Raw genomic sequence first — 20,102 nt, forward strand, 5'->3', positions numbered from 1 at the left:
CTTGTCTCGGAAAACGGACAAGTGAAGGGGCGTACTCGGCGTTCAACACGATATCACCGAGCAATTGCGCCGCCAGGAAGAACTGCGCGCCAGCGAGGAGAAGCTTCGCTCTTTGTTTGCGCTCAGTCCGCTCGGCATCAACCTTCAGGACATGGAGGGGCGATACACTGAGGTTAACGATGCATTTTTGAAGATCGTCGGATATGAGCGCGACGAGATTCTGACCCTCACCTGCTATGACATCATCCCGCAGCAATACCTGGAGGAAGAGCCGGAACGCCTTCGCCAGTTGCATGAAACCGGCCTGATTCCCGCCTATGAAAAAGCTTATCGTCGCAAGGACGGGAGTCTTGTCGAGGTCTCTACCTCGACCGTGCTGGTGTCAGGGCCGGAAGGTGATGCCTTCAAATGGACGATCGTCGAAGACATCACCGAACGGCGCCAAGTGCAGGCGGCGCAGAAGCGCCTGAATGAGGATCTGGAGGGTTTGTCAGCGAGCGCACGGCTGAGCTGCAGGCGGCCATTCAAGGCCTCATGCGAGCAGAGAAGTTGGCCTCGCTTGGCAGCCTTGTCGCCGGTGTCGCCCATGAGATCAGCACACCGGTCGGCAATGCCAGCCTCGCAACATCGACCTTGGTCGGGGCAATCACGGAATTCCAAAGCGAGCTTGCCGGCAAGCTTTCGCGCTCGGCGCTTGAGGGCTTTGTGAAACAGATGAAGCTGGGTGTCGACATTGCCAATCGCAACATCGAACGGTTAGCCGGCCTCATCCAGAGCTTCAAACAGGTTGCAGTCGACCAGACCAGCTCGCAGCGCCGGCAGTTTCATCTTACCGAAGTGGTCGACGAAATCGTAACCACGATGCATCCCAGCCTGAAGCGGAGCGGCGTCGCAACCCATATTTCCATCCCGGCAGATCTCGTGCTGGATTCCTATCCCGGGCCGCTGGGCCAGGTTCTGACCAATCTCATCAACAATGCGCTGGTCCACGCCTTTCCCAAAGACATGCCGGGCGGCCCTGGCAAGCGGTGGATTCGCATCTCCGCAACGCCGACGGATGCCACCCATTTCCGCTTGGAGATCAGCGACAACGGCGCCGGCATGGAGGCAGCGACGTTGGGGCGGATCTTTGACCCGTTCTACACCTCCAAACTCGGCCAGGGCGGCAGCGGTCTCGGCCTCCATATCGTCCACAACATCGTGGCCGACATTCTTGCCGGCAGCATCGCCGTAAAAAGCGAGCCCGGATGCGGCACGACATTCTCCATTGCGATGCCGCGCAATACCCCATCGCGGCCGGTGGAGCCCAGAGCAGAGGCAATTTCATGACGGGCCCATCCCTGCCGACCCCGGAAGGCGAAGATACGGCGCGCTGGATTCTGCTCCGTCTGAAGCCGTTGGCGGAAGATGAGCCATTCGAGTTCGACGACGACGAAAATGAAATTGCCCTGGCCAGGTACGCCCAGCCCTGGTCAATCCTGGTCGTGGACGATGATCTCGAGGTGCATCGCGCTGTCGAGCTTGCATTGATGATGGTGAAGATTCATGGGAGGCCCCTGCAACTATGCCATTGCGCGTCTGCGGCCGAAGCGCGCGCGCTGCTGCTGGGCGGTTCACAGGTGGTGGATCTGGTCCTGCTCGATGTGGTGATGGAAACGGCCGATGCCGGCCTCGCGCTGCTGGAGGAAATCCGCACTCTGCCGGTCATGCGCGACCTCCCCGTCCTGCTCCACACCGGGCAGCCGGGACAGGCACCGGAACAGGTGGTGCGTGCACAATATGATGTCAGCGGCTATCTCACCAAGTCGACGGTGACCCGGCAGGTGCTGATCGGCGCCCTCGACACCATCCTTGGCGGATCAAACCTGGCGACCTGACTAGGCGGGATTCTTCAGGCAACCGCCAGCGGCAGCGCGCAGACGATCCGCCGCCCCTGCGGTCCGGTTTCGGTCACCAGCTTGCCACCATGCAGTTCGATCAAGGTGCGGGCCAGTGCCACGCCAAGGCCGCGGGTTGAGCTCCGCGCCTGGGAGGAATCGGCGTCTGGACCGACATCGACACCGAAATCATCCTGGGCGCCCTGCACCGCGACACTGATATCCATCGTCTCTTCGCCACGATTGGCAGCGACGACAATGGTCCGCCCGCCAGGCGCTGCACCGATAGCGGCACTGAGCAAATTGCCCAGCGCCTGTTTGAGACGCTGCGGATCGGCACGAATGGCGCCGATATCGGGCGCCACTTCGATCAACAGGTCGATGTTGCGGCTGCGCGCCCGCTGCTGGAACAGCCGGGCGATCGATTCCGTCAGTTGCCGCACATCGACCATTGTCGGCTCAAGATGGATATAGCCCGCCTCGATCGCCGCCACGTCGATGACATCGCCGATCATCAGGATGAGGTTCTGCGCCGAATCAAGGATCGCCGAGGCATATTCCAGCTGGCGCTCGTTCATATCGCCGAAATACTGCCGCGCCAGCAGCTCCGCATAGCCGATGATGGCATTGAGCGGTGTGCGGAATTCATAGGAGACATTGGCGATGAACTCCGACTTCAACCGGTCGGCCGCCATCAACGCCTCGTTGCGCTCGGTCAGCGCACGCTCCATGTTGATGCTGTCGGTGACGTCGGTGTATTTGAACAGCCTGCCGCCATCGGCGAGAGGGATCGCGGCAATGTCGATGATCTTGCCGTCGATGCGTTCCAGGCGCCAGTTCTTGACTTCGCGCTCGGCTACATCGGTGACGATGCGGCGACGCAGGTCCTCCCAGTTCGGGCGACTCTCGAAGAATGGCTTCACGGCGTCGACGATCTGCCGGACGTGAGGTTCGCCTTCCATATCCTCGGGCCGCAAGTTCCAGAGCCGAACGAAAGCCGGGTTGTAGAGTTTCAGCCGGGCATCGCCGCCGAACACGGCAATACCTTCGAACAGGTGATCGATCGTCTCTTTCTGCACTTCGATCAGGGTGTTGTAGTTGCGTTCGAGCGCAAGCTTGTCGGTCACATCCTCGAAAGTGAGAATGACGCCACCAAAGGGATGCGGCGAGGCCAACATCCGATAGGTAGCGCCGCTCGGCACATGCATGAGATCCTCGAACGGCGCGATCACCGACATGATCTGCCGGCTCCATTCCTGCTTGAAGGAGCGGAAGTCCGCCTGCTCCGGGATCTGTCGCCGTTCGCGCAACATGTCGAGCACCTGGTCTACGGTTGGCTCGAGGCGTAGGAAAGCGGGATCGAGATTGAACATCTCACGGAAAGCACTGTTGAAGAATTTGACCCGCTTGTCGGGGCCAAAGATGACGATACCAGTACCCAGCGCCTGCAGGACATCGTCATGGGCCGCGATGTGGCGGGCGAGCTCGGCATGGCTTTCTTCGAGTTGCGTCTGATCGAGGGCGAAACCGATGACCGAACCGTCGGGCAAGGGAACTTCGGTGAGGTCATAAAGGCGCCGCTGCCCCTTGACGACCAGCTGCTGGCTCTCCGATTGCGCAAGTCCCACCCGTTGTGCGCGCTTGGCCAGCGCCTTGGCCGCCGGATTGATTTCACGCCCTTCGCTGATCACGCGTTCGACCGGCAGATCGTAGATATGGGCAAAGGCCGGATTGCACCAGGCGATGGTCAGGTCCGCAGATCGCCGCCACACAGGATAGGGTAGTTGTTCAAGAAGTTGCGCGAGCGATCCGGCAGTCTTCGCAGCATGGCCGGAGGCCTGCTCAATCGGTTCGACAATGTCGCCGACGTCGCTCAGCCACAGGTGACAGGCCTCCCCCTGACGGACGCCGACCCAATGCAGGCGCGTGCCGGCGGTGGCAGCCGGCACAAAGGAGAAGCCACGCCCCTCCTTTTCGAGAGCCATGATGGCGCTGAGCAACTCTGCCTGATCGACCGGTCTGACCTCGGCCACGAGATCGGTCCGGGTACAATCGCCGGCGGGGAGCCCAAGCCATTGGCGCGCGCGCGCGTCGACCGTCGCACGTCCGCCTCTTTCCCAGTAAACATGCGCCAGCGGCGCGGTCGACCACTGCGCGGCCAGATCCTGCCGCGCTGCCTCCGTTGCCGTTGCTTCGGCCCGCATGGCTGCAAGGTTCGCTTCGAGCGTGCGTTTTTGCTTGGCGAGACGCCATGCCTGGCCCGCCGCGGCGATCAATCCGCCACCCAGCAGCCCGACTCCAATCCAAAGGTACAGCGAGTCCCCCATAGGTGAGCACTTTACGAGTGCATGATTCCGGTGACAAGCCACCCATCTGGGACAATTCGGCAAAGAAAAAGGGCGCCCGGCCGGCTATGGCGGGGCGCCCCATCAATCTCAGGTCATCGCAGCATTAGTAGCGGTAATGCTCCGGCTTGAAAGGACCCGCAGCGGCGACGCCAAGATAGGCGGCCTGCTTTTCGGTGAGTTTGGTGAGCCTGGCACCGACCTTTTCGAGATGCAGGAAGGCCACCTTCTCATCAAGATGCTTGGGCAGGACATAGACCTCGTTCTTGTAGGCCTTGTGGTTGTTCCACAGCTCGATCTGGGCCAGCACCTGGTTGGTGAAGGAGGCGGACATCACGAAGCTCGGGTGGCCCGTGGCGCAGCCGAGATTGACCAGGCGCCCTTCAGCCAGCACCAGGATGCGACGGCCGGTCGGGAATTCGACCTCGTCGACCTGCGGCTTCACGTTGTGCCATTTGAAATTGCGCAGGCCCGCGATCTGAATCTCGCTGTCGAAATGGCCAATATTGCAGACGATGGCCCGGTCCTTCATTTCGCGCATATGATCGACCGTGATGACGTCGACGCAGCCGGTGGCGGTGACGAAGATGTCGCCGCGCGTAGTGGCATCTTCCATCGTGGTGACTTCATAGCCTTCCATCGCGGCCTGCAATGCGCAGATCGGATCGGCTTCGGTCACCAGCACACGGCAGCCGGCATGACGCAGGCTTTCGGCCGAACCCTTGCCGACATCGCCGAAACCGGCGACGACGGCGACCTTGCCGGCCATCATGACGTCGGTGGCGCGGCGGATCGCGTCGACCAGGCTCTCGCGGCAGCCATACTTGTTGTCGAACTTCGACTTCGTGACGCTGTCATTGACGTTGATCGCCGGGACCTTCAACGAACCGTCCTTCTGCATCTGGTAGAGGCGATGCACACCAGTCGTGGTTTCTTCCGAGATGCCCTTGATGCCGCTGAGGATATCGGGATGCTTGTCGTGCAGCAGAACCGTGAGATCGCCGCCGTCATCCAGCACCATGTTGGGTTTCCAGCCGTTCGGGCCGGTCACGGTGGCATCGATGCACCACCAGAACTCCTCTTCGGTCATGCCCTTCCAGGCAAAGACCGGAATATTCTTGGCGGCGATGGCCGCGGCGGCATGATCCTGGGTCGAGAAGATATTGCAGGACGACCAGCGCACTTCGGCACCCAGCGCGATCAGCGTCTCGATGAGGACAGCGGTCTGGATGGTCATGTGCAGGCAGCCGGCAATGCGGGCGCCCTTCAGCGGCTGTACCTTCCCGAATTCGGCGCGCAGCGACATGAGGCCCGGCATTTCGGTTTCGGCGATGGCGATCTCCTTGCGGCCCCATTCGGCCAAGCTGAGATCTTTCACCTTGAAGTCATTGGCGGCTGCCATTTGGAGGTCTCCATCAGATAAGGATTTATTTATATGCGCCGTATAGCAGGCCGCCGATCCAGCGGCAAGCGCTGGTTTGAAAGATCGTGGTTAATGTTTAACTAACTGATCTAATTGTGGAATCAAGGCCTATGGGGAGGTTAATAGGCCCATCACCTGGAAGGAAAAAGGCGACCAGAGCGCCATCTGGCGGCCCGATTCCCGCAGCAACTCCGCTGACCAGACATTGCAAGTCCGGAACAGTGAGTACCGTCCCTTGGCGGCGTAGAACGCGTCCTGGGCCCCATAGCCGGGCAAGGGTTCGCGCCGCGGCTGGCCGACGGATCCCTCCAGACTGTCATCAATGTAGCGGAACATCGCCTCCGCGCCCGCCTGGTCCGTGGCTAGGGGCCGGCAATTGGGCAGACCCTGCGGATCGCCGTGATAGGTCACATGGACCACGCTGCTGTCCTGCCAGAACAGTGCCCGCATGACGGGGCCAGGGCGAATGTCGCGCCATTCCTTGGTCGTGGCGAAGAAGCCCTTGGCACCCCAACCGAGGGCAAGATGGCTGGCGCCGGTAATGTCGCCGGCAAAGTCACGCGGCGGAAAGATGCCGAACCAATCGCGCCCGCCGCCTGCCGCGGGCAGGACGATATCGACATGAACGCCATTATCGCAGGCGTAGAAACGATAGTCCGCGGGGCCGACGCGGGATGTCGCTTGCCCGGGCATCAAGCCCAGCACCATCGCCGCCAGAAAGTAGATGAGGCCGAGGGCGATCAGCGCGCCGCCGGCCCATTTGCCCCAGCGCCGCAGCAACCGCACCTGGCTACACCGCCAAAGCGTTGAAATCGTCGAGCAGCATCGCGATGCGCCCGGTATCCCACTGGTCCATGATCAGGCGCGCGCAGCGGGTCGCCGCAAGATAATCGATATTGCGGATGCGTTGCTTGACGCGCGGCAGATTGACCGGTGCCATGGAGAGGTCCTGGATGCCGAGCCCCAGCAGAAGTGGCGCGAATTTAGGGTCGCCGGCGATCTCGCCGCAGACGCTGATGGGAATGCGTGCGCGCAGGGCCGCCTCGGTCGCAAACTGGATGAGGCGCAGGACCGCCGGGTGCAGCGGATTGTAAAGATGCGCCACCTGCTCCTCTCCGCGATCGATGGCCAACGTATACTGGGTGAGATCGTTGGAACCACGGCGAAGAAATCGGAAACCTGCGCCAGCGCATCGGCTGCCAGGGCGGCCCCTGGCACCTCGATCATCACGCCCATGGGTGGCAGCGGATCCGCCATCTTGACGCCACGGCGCTTCAGGCGCTTGGCGACCTGCAACAGGATCTCGCGCACCTGCTTCACTTCCGACAGCGAGGAAATCATCGGCAGCAGGATGCGTACCGGCCCGAAGGCGCTGGCGCGCAGGATGGCGGCCAGCTGCGTCTCAAGGAGCGGCCGTTCCTGCAAGCCTAAGCGAATGGCCCGCAAACCCAGCGCCGGATTGGCCGTCTCGCCGAGGCGGTCACGCAGGGACGGCGCCAACTTGTCGCCACCGACATCGAGGGTGCGGATGGTGACCGGCTTTCCTTCCATGCCTTCGACCAGCGCACGATAGGCCTCCGTCTGCTCGTCTTCACTCGGCAGATCGACGCGGTTCATGAACAGGAATTCGGAGCGCAGCAGGCCAACCCCCTCCGCGCCGGCCGCCAACGCCATGTCGAGTTCGCGCGGCAGTTCCAGATTGACCAGCATGCCGATGCGCTGACCGTCACGGGTGATGGCCGGCAGCTTCTTGAGGCGCGCGAGGATGCGTTCGGTCTTTTCCAGTTCCAACTGGCGGCGATGGAATTCCTCCAGCCTGGCCGGCGTCGGATTGATGAAGACGCGTCCGCCGGCGCCGTCGACAATGACCGTATCGCCGGTCTTGATTGCCGAGGTCAGCCCGGCAAGGCCGAGGACAGCGGGCAACGCCAAGGAGCGCGCCATGATGGCGGTATGGCTTTCGGCACCGCCCAGTTCGGTCGCAAACCCGTGAATGCGCTTCGGGTCGAGGAGGGCCGTATCGGCCGGTGTCAACTCCTCGGCGATGACCACCGCCCCTTCAGGCAGGTGCTTGAACGCTTCGAACGGCGTCTTCGTGAGATTGCGCAAGAGCCGATCACCGACCTCGCGCACATCCTTGGCGCGGGCCGAGAGATAGGGATCGTTGAGATGCTCGAAGTCATGGGCGACGGCATTGATCTCGGCCTGCACCGCGGCTTCGGCATTCTGCTGCGTCTCAAGGATGCGCTTCTCGACACCGCGGACGACACGCGAACCGGACAGCATCTGCAGATGCGCATCGAGCAGAAACTCAAGTTCCTCCGCCGCGGCGCCATGCAGTTCGGCGCTCTTCTTCTTCAGCTTGCGGAGTTGCCGCTCCGATTTTGCAAGAGCGTCGCGAAAGCGTTCGAGTTCCGCATCGACAGCGTCGGCGGCAATCTCATAGTCAGGGACATTGACGACGCCGATCTCGACAACATGGGCTTCGCCGATGGCGATGCCGGCGGAGACACCCAGGCCCTCCAGCAGGACCTCGCGCACACCACCCTTTTCCTGGGTGGCCTTGCCGGCTCCTGGAGCTACCGCTCCCGATTTTGAGGTGCGACGCGGCATGCGCGGCACCTCATTCTTCATCGAATTTTCGTTCGATCAGGTCGACCAGGGCGTCGATCGCGGCCTTGGCATCGCTGCCCTGGGCGCGAATCTCGAGTTCCGAACCGATACTGGCGGCGAGCATCATGAGCCCCATGATGGAACCACCACTCACATCCATTTCACCCTTGGTGACGCGGATGTCGGAGTTGAAGGCTCCGGCCGTCTTCACGAATTTTGCCGCGGCGCGCGCGTGCAGGCCCTTTTGATTGGCGATCTGGGCGCGGACGGTGAGTGTGTTAGGGTCGGACATGGGCGCCTCCGCTCAGCATTCGCTGGCTTTGAGAAGCTGCGAGGCGACGTTGATATATTTGCGCCCTGCCTCCTGCGCCGCGGTGACCGCGCCGGTCAGCGGCAGGGTTCCCCGCACGCTCGCCAGCTTGATCAACATCGGCAGATTGACGCCTGCCACCACCTCGACATTGGCCTTGTCCAACGTCGAAATCGCCAGATTGGAGGGCGTGCCCCCAAACATATCGGTCAGCAGCACGACGCCCTTGCCCTGATCACATTTCGCCACGGCTTCGAGGATCTCGCGCCGGCGCTGTTCCATATCGTCTTCCGGGCCGATGCAGATGGCGGCGGCAGATGCCTGCTTGCCAACCACATGCTCCAGCGCGGCTAAAAATTCGGCAGCAAGATTGCCATGCGTCACCAAGACGATGCCGATCAACTGTGTCTGAACCACGCATACCCCCAAATTCGACAAGCTGCCTTGTTTCGCCCGTCCGGAATCAGATCCCGGCGGCAAGCCATGCAGCCACCTATCCCAACATCGCTCGCGGTCACGTCGCCCATGATGACATTGTCCATCACGATACGGCGCGTCCCACGTCCCGGTGTCGCAGCGTGACCGACCGGCCGCGCTCGCGCAGCCATTCGGCCAATCTGCCAGCGACAAAGACCGAGCGATGCCGGCCGCCGGTGCAGCCGATGGCGATGGTCAGATAGCTCTTTCCTTCGCCCTCATAGCCCGGCAAGAGGGGCCACAATAAGGAAGTCAGGGCCGCAAAGAAACCTGGGAAAGCAGGGTCCGCCTCGATCGCGCGGCCAACTGCCTCATCCTCGCCCGAGAGGGGCCTAAGTGCCGGATCGTAATAGGGATTTTCCAGGAACCGCACGTCGAAAACCAGGTCCGCCTCGCGCGGCAACCCTTGTTTATAGGAAAAGGAGACGATGGTGAGGGCGAGATCCGGGCGGGCGGCGAGGCCAAAATGCCCCACCAGCATGGTCTTGAGGTCGCCGATCGCCGTGTCGCTGGTATCGAGGACCAGATCCGCTTCGGCCCGGACGGTGCGCATCAGATTGCGTTCGCGCAGAATGCCGTCGCTGACCGGTCGATCCTGCGCCAGCGGATGACGCCTGCGCGTTTCGGTATAGCGGCGGCGCAGAACCTCGTCCTCACAATCGAGGAAGACCAGGGTGACGCGAAACCGACGGTCCGCCTTCAGACGGCGCACAAGATCGATGAAGCCGTCGCTTGAGAAGCCGCTGGTACGTGAATCGATGCCAAGGGCAATTGGTTTGCTCATCGCCGGCAAGGTTGTCTGGGCGAGGCCAGCCACCAGATGCGGCAGCAGGTCGAGCGGCAGATTGTCGACCGCCTCGTAGCCAATATCTTCCAGGCACTTCAGCGCCGTCGAGCGACCTGCCCCGGCTAGGCCGGTCACCAGCAGGATATGCCGCCGCATCGCACGCACCTCGGGCTCATGCGGTTCCGTTTGGCCGTCAGTTTGACCGTCAGTCTGGTTGGGCATCGCGGCCGTGGGATCGGGCTGTGTCGCAGGCCTTCGCTTCGTGTACGGCCCATTATATGGGCTGGTCCACATTTCACGGCAAGCCGCAGCTTCGCGGTCGCCGAAACGGCAGACGGGTCGAGCTTCAGCAGCGCGACATCGATGCCGAGATATTCAGTCGTGAGCGCCCCCGGCAGCCGCTCGATCTCCGCGGGTGCTGCCATGTCAATTACCCAGGCCAGCGGCTTGGCATCGGCGACATGGGGGACCGGCACCAGCCCGAGGCCGCGCGCCTCGATCACCCCCTTGAGTTCCGCCGGCATGAGTTCCGGAACCGACACGAACAAGCGGCCATCGCGCCGCTGCAATTCGACCTGCTCATCGCTGATGAGGCGCGCACCTTCATCGATCAGGCGCAAGGCAAGGTCCGATCTGCCGCTGCCCGATTGCCCTCGCAACAGAACGGCCTGATCGTCGATCGCCACGGCGACACCATCGATGCGCAGTTTGGCGTTCGACATTCGACCTCACGCCACCGACAAGGTCACGGTAAAGCGGGCACCGATGATGCGGCCCTGGGCATCCACGCGATTTTCAGCGCGGAGTGAACCGCCATAGGCTTCGACGATCTGTTTCGAGATCGACAGGCCAAGGCCGGAATGGGTCCCGAACTTTTCGCCCTTCGGTCGTTCCGAATAGAAGCGCTCGAAGATGGCGCCAAGCTTGTCCGGCGGAATGCCGGGCCCTTCGTCCTCGACCGTGAGCTGAACCTGACGCCCGATGCGCCGCGCCGCCAGGAGGATGGCACCCTGCGGCGGGCTGAAGGAGATGGCGTTGGCAACGAGATTGCGCACCACCTGGCCGAGCCGTCCTTCGGTGCCGAGCACCGACAGGGCATCACCCTCCGGCAACTGCGTCTTGATCTGCGGGGCCGATTCCTGGCCGGTCGCGGCGTGAATGTCGGCAACCGCCAGCACCAGGTCGCGCAGCTTCACCGGCGCCGATTCCGCGCGCGACATTTCCGCATCGATGCGTGAGGCATCCGAGATGTCGCTGATCAGGCGATCGAGCCGCTGCACGTCATCGAGAATGATGCTCATCAGCTTCTTCTGCTGCGTCGGATCTTCGACCCGCGCTACAGTCTCGACGGCACTGCGCAAGGAGGTCAGCGGATTCTTGATCTCATGCGCCACGTCGGCGGCAAATCCCTCGATCGCATCCATACGTCGCCAGACAGCCTCTGTCATGTCGCGGAGGGCCCCGGAGAGATCGCCGATCTCGTCACCGCGCGCGGAGAGATCCGGAATGGTTTTTTGCCGGCCCTTGTCGCGGCGCACACGGTCGGCTGCATCGGCGAGGCGATGGATCGGCAAGGCGATGGTACTGGCAAGGTAGAGCGACAACAGAACCGTGACGCCCAATGCGATGCCCGAGACGCCAAGAATGGTGAGGCGCGTGTCGCGCAGCGTCGCCTCGATATCGTCGCCAGGCTTGGTCAGCAGCAAGGCGCCCAATACCTGCCGATAGCGCTGCACCGGCACGGCGGCGGAGAGGATCATCTTGCCCTTGCCGGCATCGCGCACGAAGGTCATCGGCTCGCCGCCCATCGCCTTCACGACTTCCTGGTAGTCGGCGGCATTCTGCACGGCCGCTTCCTGATAGGGCTGCAGGATGCGGCTGCTGGGCAGGCGATCGAACACCCAATCATCGGTGCCGGCGACCCATTTCCAGACCAGGCTTTCATTGGGATCGAGCGGTGGCAAAGGCGTGATGGTGACGATACCGCCCGGGCCGGAGAGCAGGAAGCTGTCGGCCACCATCGTGCCATCGGGCGTGAACAGCCGCGCGCGTGTCTTGGAGACATCGACCAGGCGACGGATCGTCTGGCGCGACGTTTCCGGCACCAGCTTTTCTTCACCCAGCGGTCCCGTCACAACACCGCTTGCCGCCAGCGCACCGGAGAACAGCGAACCTTCGGTCTTCAGCAATTCGAGTTCGGACTGCAGCAAACTGTCGCGATACGTCGGCAGATAGAGGAGCCCCAGGACGGGCACCAGCAGCGCCATGATGTTGAGGAGCAAGATGCGGCGGGTGAGCGGCGATTGCCAGAGCGACCGGCGGGAAGCCGGCAGGCGTTTCGGTTTGAGCTTTTCCTTTGCCGGCCTTGCAGGCGGCGGCGCTGCTTCCTCAACCAGGCGTGACGGAACCGGACGGAGCTCCGGCTCAGTCCGCACAGGCTTCGCACGACGCCGCCAGAAGCCGGGTGAAGCGCCCTTCTTAGCCGTCTCGGCGCGGGCCGAAGACAATGGCAGGCGCCAACGTTCGAGCTCGTCGCTGCGCGAAGCCTCGCTCATCTCGGCCGCGGCAGAGCTTGCATATCAGCTCTCTTTGTAGCGATAGCCGACGCCATAGAGGGTCTCGATATGATTGAACTCGCCGATAACCGCCTTGAATTTCTTGCGCAGCCGCTTGATGTGGCTGTCGATGGTGCGGTCGTCGACATAGATGTTCTCGCCATAGGCGGAATCCATCAGCTGGTCGCGGCTCTTCACGTGACCAGGGCGCTGGGCCAGCGCTTTCAGCAACAGGAACTCGGTGACCGTTAGCTCGATCGGCTGGCCGTCCCAAGTGCACAAATGGCGCGTGGGGTCCATCATCAGCGGGCCGCGCAGCAAAGCCGCCTCGCCGGTCTGCGTTGTGGAATTGCGGCTTTCCTCGCGGCGCAGGATGGAACGGATGCGTTCGATCAACAGGCGCTGCGAGAACGGCTTCTTGATGTAATCGTCTGCGCCCATGCGCAGGCCCATCAACTCGTCGACTTCGTCATCCTTCGACGTGAGGAAGATCACCGGCAGCGACGATGTCTTGCGCAGCTTCTCAAGCAGTTCCATTCCGTCCATGCGCGGCATCTTGATGTCGAGGACGGCGAGATCCACCGGCTGGCTGGCAAGCCCACGCAGCGCTTCGGCACCATCGCTGTAGGTGCGCACGGCAAAGCCCTCCGCCTCCAGGGTGATGGTGACGGACGTCAGGATGTTTCGGTCGTCGTCGACAAGCGCAATCGTCTGCGGCACGGAGGTCCTCCTTGGCGTGGGAACAAGTATAGAATTCAGCAGGCCTTGCCAAGATTGACGCCAATGATGACAGAAATGGGGCGCAATCGGCACAATTGCTAGGCCGCTCAAGTATTTGCTTAGATTGTGGCAAGATCATCGCCACACCACCCGGGCGAGCAGGAAAAATGGCTGAACTACTTGATCTCAAAGACGAAATTCGCCGACTGATGAACCTTCCCAAGGCCTATTTTGGGACCATGGCCGATCGCGACGGCAACAAATATCCCTTTGTCAGCCTGGTGGTGCCGGCCCTTGATGGCGGCGGATGCCCACTTCTGCTGCTCTCCGACCTCTCCGATCACGTCAAGAACCTGCAGGGCGAGTCGAAGGCGTCGCTGCTGTTCGACGGCACCGCGGGCCGTGACGAACCCCTCACCGGGCCGCGGGTGACGCTTCTGGGCGAGGTCAGCGTCACGGAAGCAGCAGCTGATCGCGAGGCTTACCTGGCGCGTCATCCATCCGCCGACCTATATGCCGGCTTCAAGGATTTCCGCTTCTACCGCTTCACCTTGCGCGAGGCGCTGCTGGTCGCCGGATTCGGTCGCATTCATCGGCTGGGCGCTGAAGATCTGGCGGCCCGCTGACGCGGCTTAGGCGGCGAACCTCAGAAGGGCGATCAGCAACGCGATCGGTGCAGCTACCATCGCCAGAACAAGCAGAAACGCCAGGAGACCCGCCAGCCAGCGCGGAAGCCGGCATCGTTGCAGGAACGCCGCGATGGCTTCGCCAAGCCGCAGGATGAATTCAAACAAGACCTCAACCACAAACTCGAAAAGTAACCGAGCGACCCAACCAATGATCCGTCCGAATATCCGAAGGATGGCTTCCAGGAGATCGCCCGCGTCGCTCATTACGGGTAATTGGCCCTGTCGACGTAATCGTTCAAGATCGGTGCAAAGAAAAACCCCGCTACCAGTGAGGTAGCGGGGTTTGACGAACCCGGTTGGGTCGATGCGATCAGCCCTTGTTGGCAAGTGCCGAACCCTGGCGCTTGGCCATGAAGGCCTTGGCGGTTTCGACGGCCACAGCCGCGTCGCGGCAATAGGCATCGGCGCCGACCGAATTGGCGAAGGCTTCGTTGAGCGGCGCACCACCGACCAGCACGACGTAATCGTTGCGGATGCCCTTTTCGATCATCGCGTCAACGACGACCTTCATATAGGGCATGGTGGTGGTGAGCAGCGCCGACATGCCGAGGATGTCCGGCTGGTGCAGTTCGATGGCTTCCAGATACTTCTCGACCGGGTTGTTGATGCCGAGATCGATCACTTCGAAGCCGGCACCTTCCATCATCATCGAGACGAGGTTCTTGCCGATGTCGTGGATGTCGCCCTTCACGGTGCCGATGACCATCTTGCCGACCTTGGGCGCGCCGGTTTCGGCGAGCAGGGGACGGAGGATGAACATGCCGGCCTTCATGGCGTTGGCGGCCAGCAGCACTTCGGGGACGAACAGGATGCCGTCGCGGAAATCGACACCGACGATGCGCATGCCTTCGACCAGAGCCTTGGTCAGGATGTCATAGGGGGTCCAGCCACGGGCGAGCAAGATGTTGACCGCCGCTTCGATCTCTTCCTTGAGACCGTCATAGAGGTCGTCATGCACCTGCTGAACAAGCTCTTCGTCGCTCAGCGTATTGAGGTCAAGTTCACCGTCATTGGCCATGGTCACACCTTCGCCTGTGGCATGTTGATTTGCGGAACCGGCAGCCAATCTGGACCGTCGATCCTAATCTCTCGTTAAGAACCGGCGACAACCTGCCCGCTCATTCGAAATTTCGCAACAGGCGTAACGGCTTTCCGGGTTTGCAGGCCGCGCCGCCGCGACACGCATTATCCGGGGAACGACAGGCTTTTCGTGCAGGCGCGCCATATGGCGGGCATCAATCGGTTGCTCTCATCCTTGCAGGAGAAGAATTCATGTGCCGCCGACAGTCAGCCAGGCGGGCAAGGGCACGCGAGGGCGTTGCGAGTCGCTCCGGCAACTTGTATATACAAGATAAGACAAGCGGCCGGTGGCCACCCTTTCCACACGATTTGGACCGTTTCTGGAGAACTGACATGGCGACGACCTTCACCCTCAATCCCGGCCAATTGTCCCTGGCCGACCTGCGGCGTGTGTCGCGCGATGGCGACCAAGTGTCGGTTGATCCCAGGGCCTTTCCGGCGATCGATGCTTCGGCCGCCACGGTCCAGGCGATCCTGGACCAGCACAAGACAGCTTACGGCATCAACACCGGCTTCGGGTCCCTTGCCCACACCCGCATCCCCGACGACCAGGTGACGGAACTGCAGCGGCGGCTGGTGCTGTCGCATGCCGCCGGCACCGGTCCATTGCTCGGCGACGACATCGTTCGGCTGATCATGATCCTGAAAATCAACGGCCTTGCCCGCGGCTATTCCGGGATCCGGCGCGAAGTCATCCAGGCCTTGGTAACGCTGCTGAATGCTGAAATCTATCCGCTTATCCCGTCCAAAGGATCGGTCGGTGCTTCCGGCGACCTTGCGCCCCTCGCCCATCTCTCCCAGGCGCTGCTCGGTGTCGGCGCAGTGCGCCATCGCGGCGACGTGATGAGTGCCGTCGATGGGCTGGCACGCGCCGGCTTGAAGCCGCTGACCTTGGCCGCCAAGGAAGGTCTTGCCCTGCTGAACGGAACCCAGGTTTCCACGGCGCTTGCCGTGGCCGGTCTCTTTGCGGCGGAGGATGTATTCCTGGCGGCGCTCGGCGGCGGTGCCATGACCACCGATGCGACGCTCGGCAGCGACACGCCGTTCGACCCGCGCATCCATGCCATCCGCGGCCAGTTGGGCCAGATCGAGGTCGCCGCGGCCTTGAAAGCCCTGATGGACGGCAGCCCCCTGCGTGCCAGCCATGTCGATTGCGACCGCGTGCAGGATCCCTATTCCCTACGCTGTCAGCCGCAGGTCATGGGTGCCATACTCGACACCTTGCGCCATGCCGCCGGTGTCATCGGCCGCGAGGTAAATGCCGTCAGCGATAACCCGCTGGTCTTCGCCGCGGAGGGCGACATTCTCTCAGGCGGCAACTTCCACGCTGAGCCCATTGCCATCGCCGCCGATTGCATCGCCATCGCCGTCTCGGAAATCGGCGCCCTCTCGGAACGCCGCATCGCCATGCTGACCGATTCCCGCATGAGCAATCTGCCGGCCTTCCTGGTACCGGAGCCGGGGCTCAATTCGGGCTTCATGATCGCCCATGTGACGGCGGCGGCGCTGGCCTCGGAAAACAAGTGCCTCGCCCATCCGGCGAGCGTCGATTCATTGCCCACATCGGCCAATCAGGAAGACCATGTCAGCATGGCGACCCATGGTGCGCGCCGCCTCCTCGATATGACCGACAACACCGCGGGCATCGTGGCGATCGAGATTCTGTGCGCGGCGCAGGGCATCGATCTCAGGCGCCCGGTTGAAACCAGCCAGCCTTTGCGTCGGGTGATGGAGACCCTGCGGGCGAAGGTCGCCTTCTGGGATATCGACCGCGAGATGGCCCCTGACATCGCCGCTGCCAAGGAACTGGTCAGCAGTCCGCTGTTCCGCGAAATCTCGCCGCTGCGCGTGGTGGGGTAAGGTTCAGCCCAACGGCTTGACCGGCAGGACATGGTCCATCTCGGTCAGGGTCAGCGTTAGATGTTCATAGGCGATGGTATGATCGACGCGCTCGCCGTCATTCGATAGCGGGAAAACGGCGACTCGGTAGGGTATCTCGACATCCGCCGTCTTGAACCGGCAAGTGCCGGCAACCGGCGTGCGGCTACTGACGATCTAGTCATAGATCTTCAGCCAATCGGTGTCAGACTCGGACTGGAAAAGCAGCTCGTCGAGATAACGACCGGTATAATCGAAGCCGGCGCTGCGCGCGCAGGCGGTGCCCACGATGCTGTATTTGACGCGCAGCGGCCCATGCTCGATCCGCGCCATGATGATCTGCGGCAAAAGGTCCTTGATGTCGGCGGGGTCGATATCAGCCCGCGACGGCATGGCGCGGGCGCCGCGCATGGCCAGCCAATAGGCTTCCAGTCTCAACAGCGGCTCCGATCCCAGATCGGCAATGCTGGCAGCGCGGATCATCCGGTCGAAACCCTTCCTGTGGCGTTGCCACCTTCTTCCCCACGTCACTATTGCGGAGGGTTGTGACGCCCGCAACCACGGCGACTGGGGCGTCTCGCCCCCCCTCTGGCTCCTCTCGGAGTTGTTGCGGCAAGTGCTCGGGTCGGATAGAGAGGCCCAGCACTTCATCACCGGATGCCAGCAGATCATGCAAGCCTTCCTGGTTTCGACGGGTCTCGTCGCCCTGGCGGAAATCGGCGACAAGACCCAGCTTCTGGCACTGGTGCTGGCGTCGCGCTTCCGGCGCCCCTGGGCGATCATTGCCGGCATCCTGGTGGCGACCCTCGCCAACCATGCCCTGGCCGGTGCCATCGGCCGCTGGGCCACCGCTTTCCTTGACGACTATATCCAGCCCGACTGGATTCGCTGGAGCCTCGCGGCCGGCTTTGTCGCCATGGCAGCCTGGACCTTGATTCCGGACAAGCTCGACGAGGACGACAAGCCGCAGCGGAGGCGCGCCGCGGGCGCCTTCGTCACGACGCTGGTCGCGTTCTTCCTGGTCGAGATCGGCGACAAGACCCAGGTCGCGACCGTGGCGCTCGCCGCCCGCTATCCCGATCTCGTCGCGGTCGTTGCCGGCACGACCCTGGGCATGATGCTGGCCAACGCACCGGTGGTGTTGCTCGGGCATAAATTCGCCGATCGCCTGCCCATCAACGGCGTGCGTTACACGGCCTCGGCCTGCTTCCTGCTGCTCGGTATCTATCTTGCCATGGGGTCGGGGCCGATCACCGGCTGAGCGGGCGTAACGTTATCGATCGCACACGACCGTGTAGGTGATGACCATGTTGACCTGGTGCCCGTCATCGGACAAGGGCAGGAAGATCGTTTCCTGCGAGGCTTGAAAGCCACCACTCGTCGCATAGCGCGCCCAGTCATAGACCATCACTTGGCTGTCGATGACGAGGTTGTAGTTGCGCAGGGCCTCTTCCTTACTGACGGCAAAGAATGCTTCCGCGACCTCGGCACCAGCGTGGCTGAACCCACGCATCTCGACCTCGACCTGTCCCACCAGGCGATAGACCATACGGCGCGGATTTTCGAAGACGTCAATGAGCTGGATGCCAGGCAGCCATGCCTTCATCTCGATGGGATCAAGGTCGCGCCGCCCCGGCATCACGCGCCCTTGCCGCTTGGAATCCCAATAGGCAAAGAAGGCCCTGGTCTGCGGCGTTGCGCGCGCCTGCATTTCCGCGACGTTGGTGGTCCGCGGGTAAGGGCGTGATACCTCACTCATCGCGCGAGGCTCTGGTGATTAGATCTCAAGCGGCATCCTTGGCCAGATGATGCTGCAGCAGGATCAACCGATCATTTCCCCAGAACACCTCGCCATCGACCACAAAGGTCGGCACGCCAAAAGCGCCAGCCTCAACCGCGGCATCGATCGTGCGGCGATGCAGGGCCTGCGTTTCCTTGTCATCGATCAGCGACACCAGCCGTGCGCCGTCAAGACCTGCTTCACCGGCCAGGCGGGCCAGATCATGATCGGTGAGGAGCGTTGCGCCAGCGCCGAAGGTCGCATCGAACAGGCGCCGCGAATAGGCCGCGACATCGCCGACACGGGCCGCCACCACCGCCGCCATGTTGACGCGCCGCCAGTCGATCGCCTTCCAGCTCGGCTCGCGATAGGGAATGTTGTAGAAGGCCGCCCAGCGCGCCGCATCTTCGGAACGGTACTCCGGCATGTACTGCACCGAGACCGCCTGATCCTTGAACGGCGTCAAGCCACGCGCCCGCATCAGATCCTCGGAGAGCAGCGGCCGCCAGCGAACGGCCACCTGCCCGATCGCCTCCAGCCGCTGCACCTGGCTTTGCGCCAGATAGCAATAGCGGCTGCCGATTGCATAGTAGAAGTCGACAATGCGCGCCATGGCGGGACGTCTCCGGAAGCTGGATAATCGGTCGTCACCGATGATCTTTCGCCTCCGGCCCTGCAAGGTCAAGAGGGGGAAGGTCAAGAGGCGGAAGGTCAAGGGGCGTGCTGGCCCTCAGGAAAGCGTTACCGAAACCTGGCCAAGCCTCGTGAATTCCGCCACGATCGCATCGCCCGGTGCGATCGTCAGCGGCTTGATGCAGGTGCCGGTGGTGATGATCTCGCCAGCCTTGAGGCCGCCACCGCGCTTTGACCGCTCATTGGCCAGCCAGGTCAGCGCCAGGCGCGGATCACCGAGCGCGTTGGCGCCCGTACCTTCCGCGGCGACCTTCCCGTTCTTCCAAACGCGCACCGGCTGATGGGGAAGATCGACCTTCACCCAGCCTTCGACCTTGGGTCCCAGCACGAACCAGGCGGCGAAGGCATCATCGGCGGCGATCTGCGCCGGGCCGATATTGTCGAAGGGCTCGAACCGCGCATCGGGAATCTCGATCGCGAGATGAAGGTCAGCAACGGCCGCGCAAACCTCGTCCATCTCATAAGGCGCCGCACGAGGACCAAGATCGCGACCCATGCGGAAGGCAAACTCCGCCTCGACCACGCGCATCTGCAGCGGCCCTGCCGGCAGGCTGGCGCCATCGCGCAAAACAAAATCGGCAAACAGCCTTCCTGCTAATGGCTCGGTGACGCTGATATGCTTCTGACCCGCGGCACTGGTGGCCGCGATCTTCCACCCGAAGATCGGCGACCCAGCGCGTGCCGCCATCGCGTCCTGCACGGCATAACCATCGCCCAGCGTCGCCGGCTTGCAATCGGCCGGCAGCGCGGACAAGCGCCCCTGCGACAGCCGCGCCTGCCAGAGAATGCCGGCGGCTTTGTCAATCGCCGATCTATTCATGTTGTACGCGGCCTTTTGTCCCGTGACGCATCACCGTCAACTGGCTTGTACTTGA

At 62.5% G+C, this 20,102-nt stretch carries 21 protein-coding genes and 1 pseudogene; 6 read left to right on the forward strand and 16 right to left on the reverse strand.

What is annotated here, in order from left to right; genetic code table 11:
• Nucleotides 1-64 precede the first annotated feature (64 nt).
• The 3 genes from IPK59_19250 to IPK59_19260 are packed head-to-tail and all read left to right on the forward strand — an operon-like array spanning nucleotide 65 to nucleotide 1,877.
• Nucleotides 65-709, forward strand: coding sequence for a PAS domain S-box protein (locus IPK59_19250; protein ID MBK8160802.1), 645 nt, complete (start codon nucleotides 65-67; stop codon nucleotides 707-709).
• Nucleotides 706-1,329 carry a HAMP domain-containing histidine kinase gene (locus IPK59_19255; GenBank protein MBK8160803.1) on the forward strand — a complete coding sequence of 208 codons (624 nt, stop codon included), beginning with the start codon at nucleotides 706-708 and terminating at the stop codon, nucleotides 1,327-1,329. Before IPK59_19250 ends, IPK59_19255 begins: the two co-directional genes overlap by 4 nt.
• A complete protein-coding gene (locus IPK59_19260) occupies nucleotides 1,326-1,877 on the forward strand; it encodes a response regulator (GenBank protein ID MBK8160804.1) in 552 nt (183 codons plus the stop codon). The genes IPK59_19255 and IPK59_19260 overlap by 4 nt, the downstream gene beginning before the upstream one ends.
• Before the next feature lie 14 nt (nucleotides 1,878-1,891).
• On the opposite strand, the gene IPK59_19265 is transcribed toward IPK59_19260, so the two are convergent.
• From IPK59_19265 to IPK59_19310, 10 genes and pseudogenes are all read right to left on the reverse strand, one after another.
• Nucleotides 1,892-4,153 (reverse strand): PAS-domain containing protein, encoded by a 2,262-nt coding sequence (locus IPK59_19265; protein MBK8160805.1) that lies wholly within the window; start codon nucleotides 4,151-4,153, stop codon nucleotides 1,892-1,894.
• A 175-nt stretch (nucleotides 4,154-4,328) separates the two neighbouring features.
• Nucleotides 4,329-5,624: an adenosylhomocysteinase gene (locus IPK59_19270; protein MBK8160806.1), complete on the reverse strand. Its 1,296-nt coding sequence runs from the start codon at nucleotides 5,622-5,624 to the stop codon at nucleotides 4,329-4,331.
• 129 nt (nucleotides 5,625-5,753) lie between these two features.
• Entirely contained in the window at nucleotides 5,754-6,431 is a 678-nt protein-coding gene (locus IPK59_19275) for a TIGR02117 family protein (GenBank protein MBK8160807.1), read from the reverse strand.
• 4 nt (nucleotides 6,432-6,435) lie between these two features.
• Nucleotides 6,436-8,258, reverse strand: a pseudogene (gene ptsP, locus IPK59_19280) (phosphoenolpyruvate--protein phosphotransferase).
• A gap of 10 nt (nucleotides 8,259-8,268) precedes the next feature.
• The gene (locus IPK59_19285; GenBank protein MBK8160808.1) at nucleotides 8,269-8,550 is read right to left on the reverse strand and encodes an HPr family phosphocarrier protein; all 282 of its coding nucleotides are present in this window, start codon (nucleotides 8,548-8,550) and stop codon (nucleotides 8,269-8,271) included.
• A gap of 12 nt (nucleotides 8,551-8,562) precedes the next feature.
• Complete coding sequence (locus IPK59_19290; protein MBK8160809.1) at nucleotides 8,563-8,970, reverse strand: PTS sugar transporter subunit IIA; 408 nt, start codon at nucleotides 8,968-8,970, stop codon at nucleotides 8,563-8,565.
• A gap of 139 nt (nucleotides 8,971-9,109) precedes the next feature.
• The gene (rapZ, locus tag IPK59_19295) at nucleotides 9,110-9,988 is read right to left on the reverse strand and encodes an RNase adapter RapZ (protein ID MBK8160810.1); all 879 of its coding nucleotides are present in this window, start codon (nucleotides 9,986-9,988) and stop codon (nucleotides 9,110-9,112) included.
• Nucleotides 9,964-10,554, reverse strand: coding sequence for an HPr kinase/phosphatase C-terminal domain-containing protein (locus tag IPK59_19300; GenBank protein MBK8160811.1), 591 nt, complete (start codon nucleotides 10,552-10,554; stop codon nucleotides 9,964-9,966). Before IPK59_19300 ends, rapZ begins: the two co-directional genes overlap by 25 nt.
• Nucleotides 10,555-10,560: 6 nt before the next feature.
• The gene (locus tag IPK59_19305; protein ID MBK8160812.1) at nucleotides 10,561-12,387 is read right to left on the reverse strand and encodes a stimulus-sensing domain-containing protein; all 1,827 of its coding nucleotides are present in this window, start codon (nucleotides 12,385-12,387) and stop codon (nucleotides 10,561-10,563) included.
• A gap of 24 nt (nucleotides 12,388-12,411) precedes the next feature.
• Nucleotides 12,412-13,107, reverse strand: a complete 696-nt coding sequence (locus IPK59_19310) for a response regulator transcription factor (protein MBK8160813.1) — start codon at nucleotides 13,105-13,107, stop codon at nucleotides 12,412-12,414.
• A 167-nt stretch (nucleotides 13,108-13,274) separates the two neighbouring features.
• Between IPK59_19310 and IPK59_19315 the strand changes: the two genes are divergently transcribed.
• The gene (locus IPK59_19315) at nucleotides 13,275-13,733 is read left to right on the forward strand and encodes a pyridoxamine 5'-phosphate oxidase family protein (GenBank protein ID MBK8160814.1); all 459 of its coding nucleotides are present in this window, start codon (nucleotides 13,275-13,277) and stop codon (nucleotides 13,731-13,733) included.
• A gap of 6 nt (nucleotides 13,734-13,739) precedes the next feature.
• Here the strand turns inward: IPK59_19315 and IPK59_19320 are convergent, their stop codons facing one another.
• On the reverse strand, nucleotides 13,740-14,000 hold the full coding sequence (locus tag IPK59_19320; protein MBK8160815.1) for a hypothetical protein: 261 nt from the start codon (nucleotides 13,998-14,000) through the stop codon (nucleotides 13,740-13,742).
• Nucleotides 14,001-14,106: 106 nt separating this feature from the next.
• The gene (locus IPK59_19325) at nucleotides 14,107-14,814 is read right to left on the reverse strand and encodes a B12-binding domain-containing protein (protein MBK8160816.1); all 708 of its coding nucleotides are present in this window, start codon (nucleotides 14,812-14,814) and stop codon (nucleotides 14,107-14,109) included.
• A 395-nt stretch (nucleotides 14,815-15,209) separates the two neighbouring features.
• On the opposite strand from IPK59_19325, the gene hutH reads away from it, so the two are divergent.
• Nucleotides 15,210-16,736 (forward strand): histidine ammonia-lyase, encoded by a 1,527-nt coding sequence (gene hutH, locus IPK59_19330; protein ID MBK8160817.1) that lies wholly within the window; start codon nucleotides 15,210-15,212, stop codon nucleotides 16,734-16,736.
• Between the two features lie 195 nt (nucleotides 16,737-16,931).
• On the opposite strand, the gene IPK59_19335 is transcribed toward hutH, so the two are convergent.
• Nucleotides 16,932-17,237: a PAS domain-containing protein gene (locus IPK59_19335; GenBank protein MBK8160818.1), complete on the reverse strand. Its 306-nt coding sequence runs from the start codon at nucleotides 17,235-17,237 to the stop codon at nucleotides 16,932-16,934.
• A 187-nt stretch (nucleotides 17,238-17,424) separates the two neighbouring features.
• Here IPK59_19335 and IPK59_19340 point away from each other — a divergent pair, with 187 nt between their 5' ends.
• Complete coding sequence (locus IPK59_19340) at nucleotides 17,425-18,015, forward strand: TMEM165/GDT1 family protein (GenBank protein ID MBK8160819.1); 591 nt, start codon at nucleotides 17,425-17,427, stop codon at nucleotides 18,013-18,015.
• A 12-nt stretch (nucleotides 18,016-18,027) separates the two neighbouring features.
• On the opposite strand, the gene IPK59_19345 is transcribed toward IPK59_19340, so the two are convergent.
• The 3 genes from IPK59_19345 to IPK59_19355 all read right to left on the reverse strand — a co-directional run bounded on the left by IPK59_19345 (nucleotide 18,028) and on the right by IPK59_19355 (nucleotide 20,047).
• Nucleotides 18,028-18,513, reverse strand: a complete 486-nt coding sequence (locus IPK59_19345; GenBank protein ID MBK8160820.1) for a PAS domain-containing protein — start codon at nucleotides 18,511-18,513, stop codon at nucleotides 18,028-18,030.
• Between the two features lie 25 nt (nucleotides 18,514-18,538).
• Entirely contained in the window at nucleotides 18,539-19,147 is a 609-nt protein-coding gene (locus IPK59_19350; protein MBK8160821.1) for a DsbA family protein, read from the reverse strand.
• 117 nt (nucleotides 19,148-19,264) lie between these two features.
• Complete coding sequence (locus IPK59_19355; GenBank protein ID MBK8160822.1) at nucleotides 19,265-20,047, reverse strand: fumarylacetoacetate hydrolase family protein; 783 nt, start codon at nucleotides 20,045-20,047, stop codon at nucleotides 19,265-19,267.
• Nucleotides 20,048-20,102 lie beyond the last annotated feature (55 nt).

It is taken from the genome of Rhodospirillaceae bacterium, assembly GCA_016712715.1.
GTDB lineage: Bacteria > Pseudomonadota > Alphaproteobacteria > Dongiales > Dongiaceae > Dongia.

What these genes read in the sequence shown, in the direction of transcription:
- IPK59_19260 (MBK8160804.1), top strand. Translation starts at nt 1,326, where the DNA reads ATGACGGGCCCATCCCTGCCGACCCCGGAAGGCGAAGATACGGCGCGC.
- IPK59_19270 (MBK8160806.1), bottom strand. Translation starts at nt 5,624, where the DNA reads ATGGCAGCCGCCAATGACTTCAAGGTGAAAGATCTCAGCTTGGCCGAA.
- IPK59_19285 (MBK8160808.1), bottom strand. Translation starts at nt 8,550, where the DNA reads ATGTCCGACCCTAACACACTCACCGTCCGCGCCCAGATCGCCAATCAA.
- rapZ (MBK8160810.1), bottom strand. Translation starts at nt 9,988, where the DNA reads ATGCGGCGGCATATCCTGCTGGTGACCGGCCTAGCCGGGGCAGGTCGC.
- IPK59_19300 (MBK8160811.1), bottom strand. Translation starts at nt 10,554, where the DNA reads ATGTCGAACGCCAAACTGCGCATCGATGGTGTCGCCGTGGCGATCGAC.
- IPK59_19305 (MBK8160812.1), bottom strand. Translation starts at nt 12,387, where the DNA reads ATGAGCGAGGCTTCGCGCAGCGACGAGCTCGAACGTTGGCGCCTGCCA.
- IPK59_19315 (MBK8160814.1), top strand. Translation starts at nt 13,275, where the DNA reads ATGGCTGAACTACTTGATCTCAAAGACGAAATTCGCCGACTGATGAAC.
- IPK59_19320 (MBK8160815.1), bottom strand. Translation starts at nt 14,000, where the DNA reads ATGAGCGACGCGGGCGATCTCCTGGAAGCCATCCTTCGGATATTCGGA.
- IPK59_19325 (MBK8160816.1), bottom strand. Translation starts at nt 14,814, where the DNA reads ATGGCCAATGACGGTGAACTTGACCTCAATACGCTGAGCGACGAAGAG.
- hutH (MBK8160817.1), top strand. Translation starts at nt 15,210, where the DNA reads ATGGCGACGACCTTCACCCTCAATCCCGGCCAATTGTCCCTGGCCGAC.
- IPK59_19335 (MBK8160818.1), bottom strand. Translation starts at nt 17,237, where the DNA reads ATGATCCGCGCTGCCAGCATTGCCGATCTGGGATCGGAGCCGCTGTTG.
- IPK59_19340 (MBK8160819.1), top strand. Translation starts at nt 17,425, where the DNA reads ATGCAAGCCTTCCTGGTTTCGACGGGTCTCGTCGCCCTGGCGGAAATC.
- IPK59_19345 (MBK8160820.1), bottom strand. Translation starts at nt 18,513, where the DNA reads ATGAGTGAGGTATCACGCCCTTACCCGCGGACCACCAACGTCGCGGAA.
- IPK59_19350 (MBK8160821.1), bottom strand. Translation starts at nt 19,147, where the DNA reads ATGGCGCGCATTGTCGACTTCTACTATGCAATCGGCAGCCGCTATTGC.
- IPK59_19355 (MBK8160822.1), bottom strand. Translation starts at nt 20,047, where the DNA reads ATGAATAGATCGGCGATTGACAAAGCCGCCGGCATTCTCTGGCAGGCG.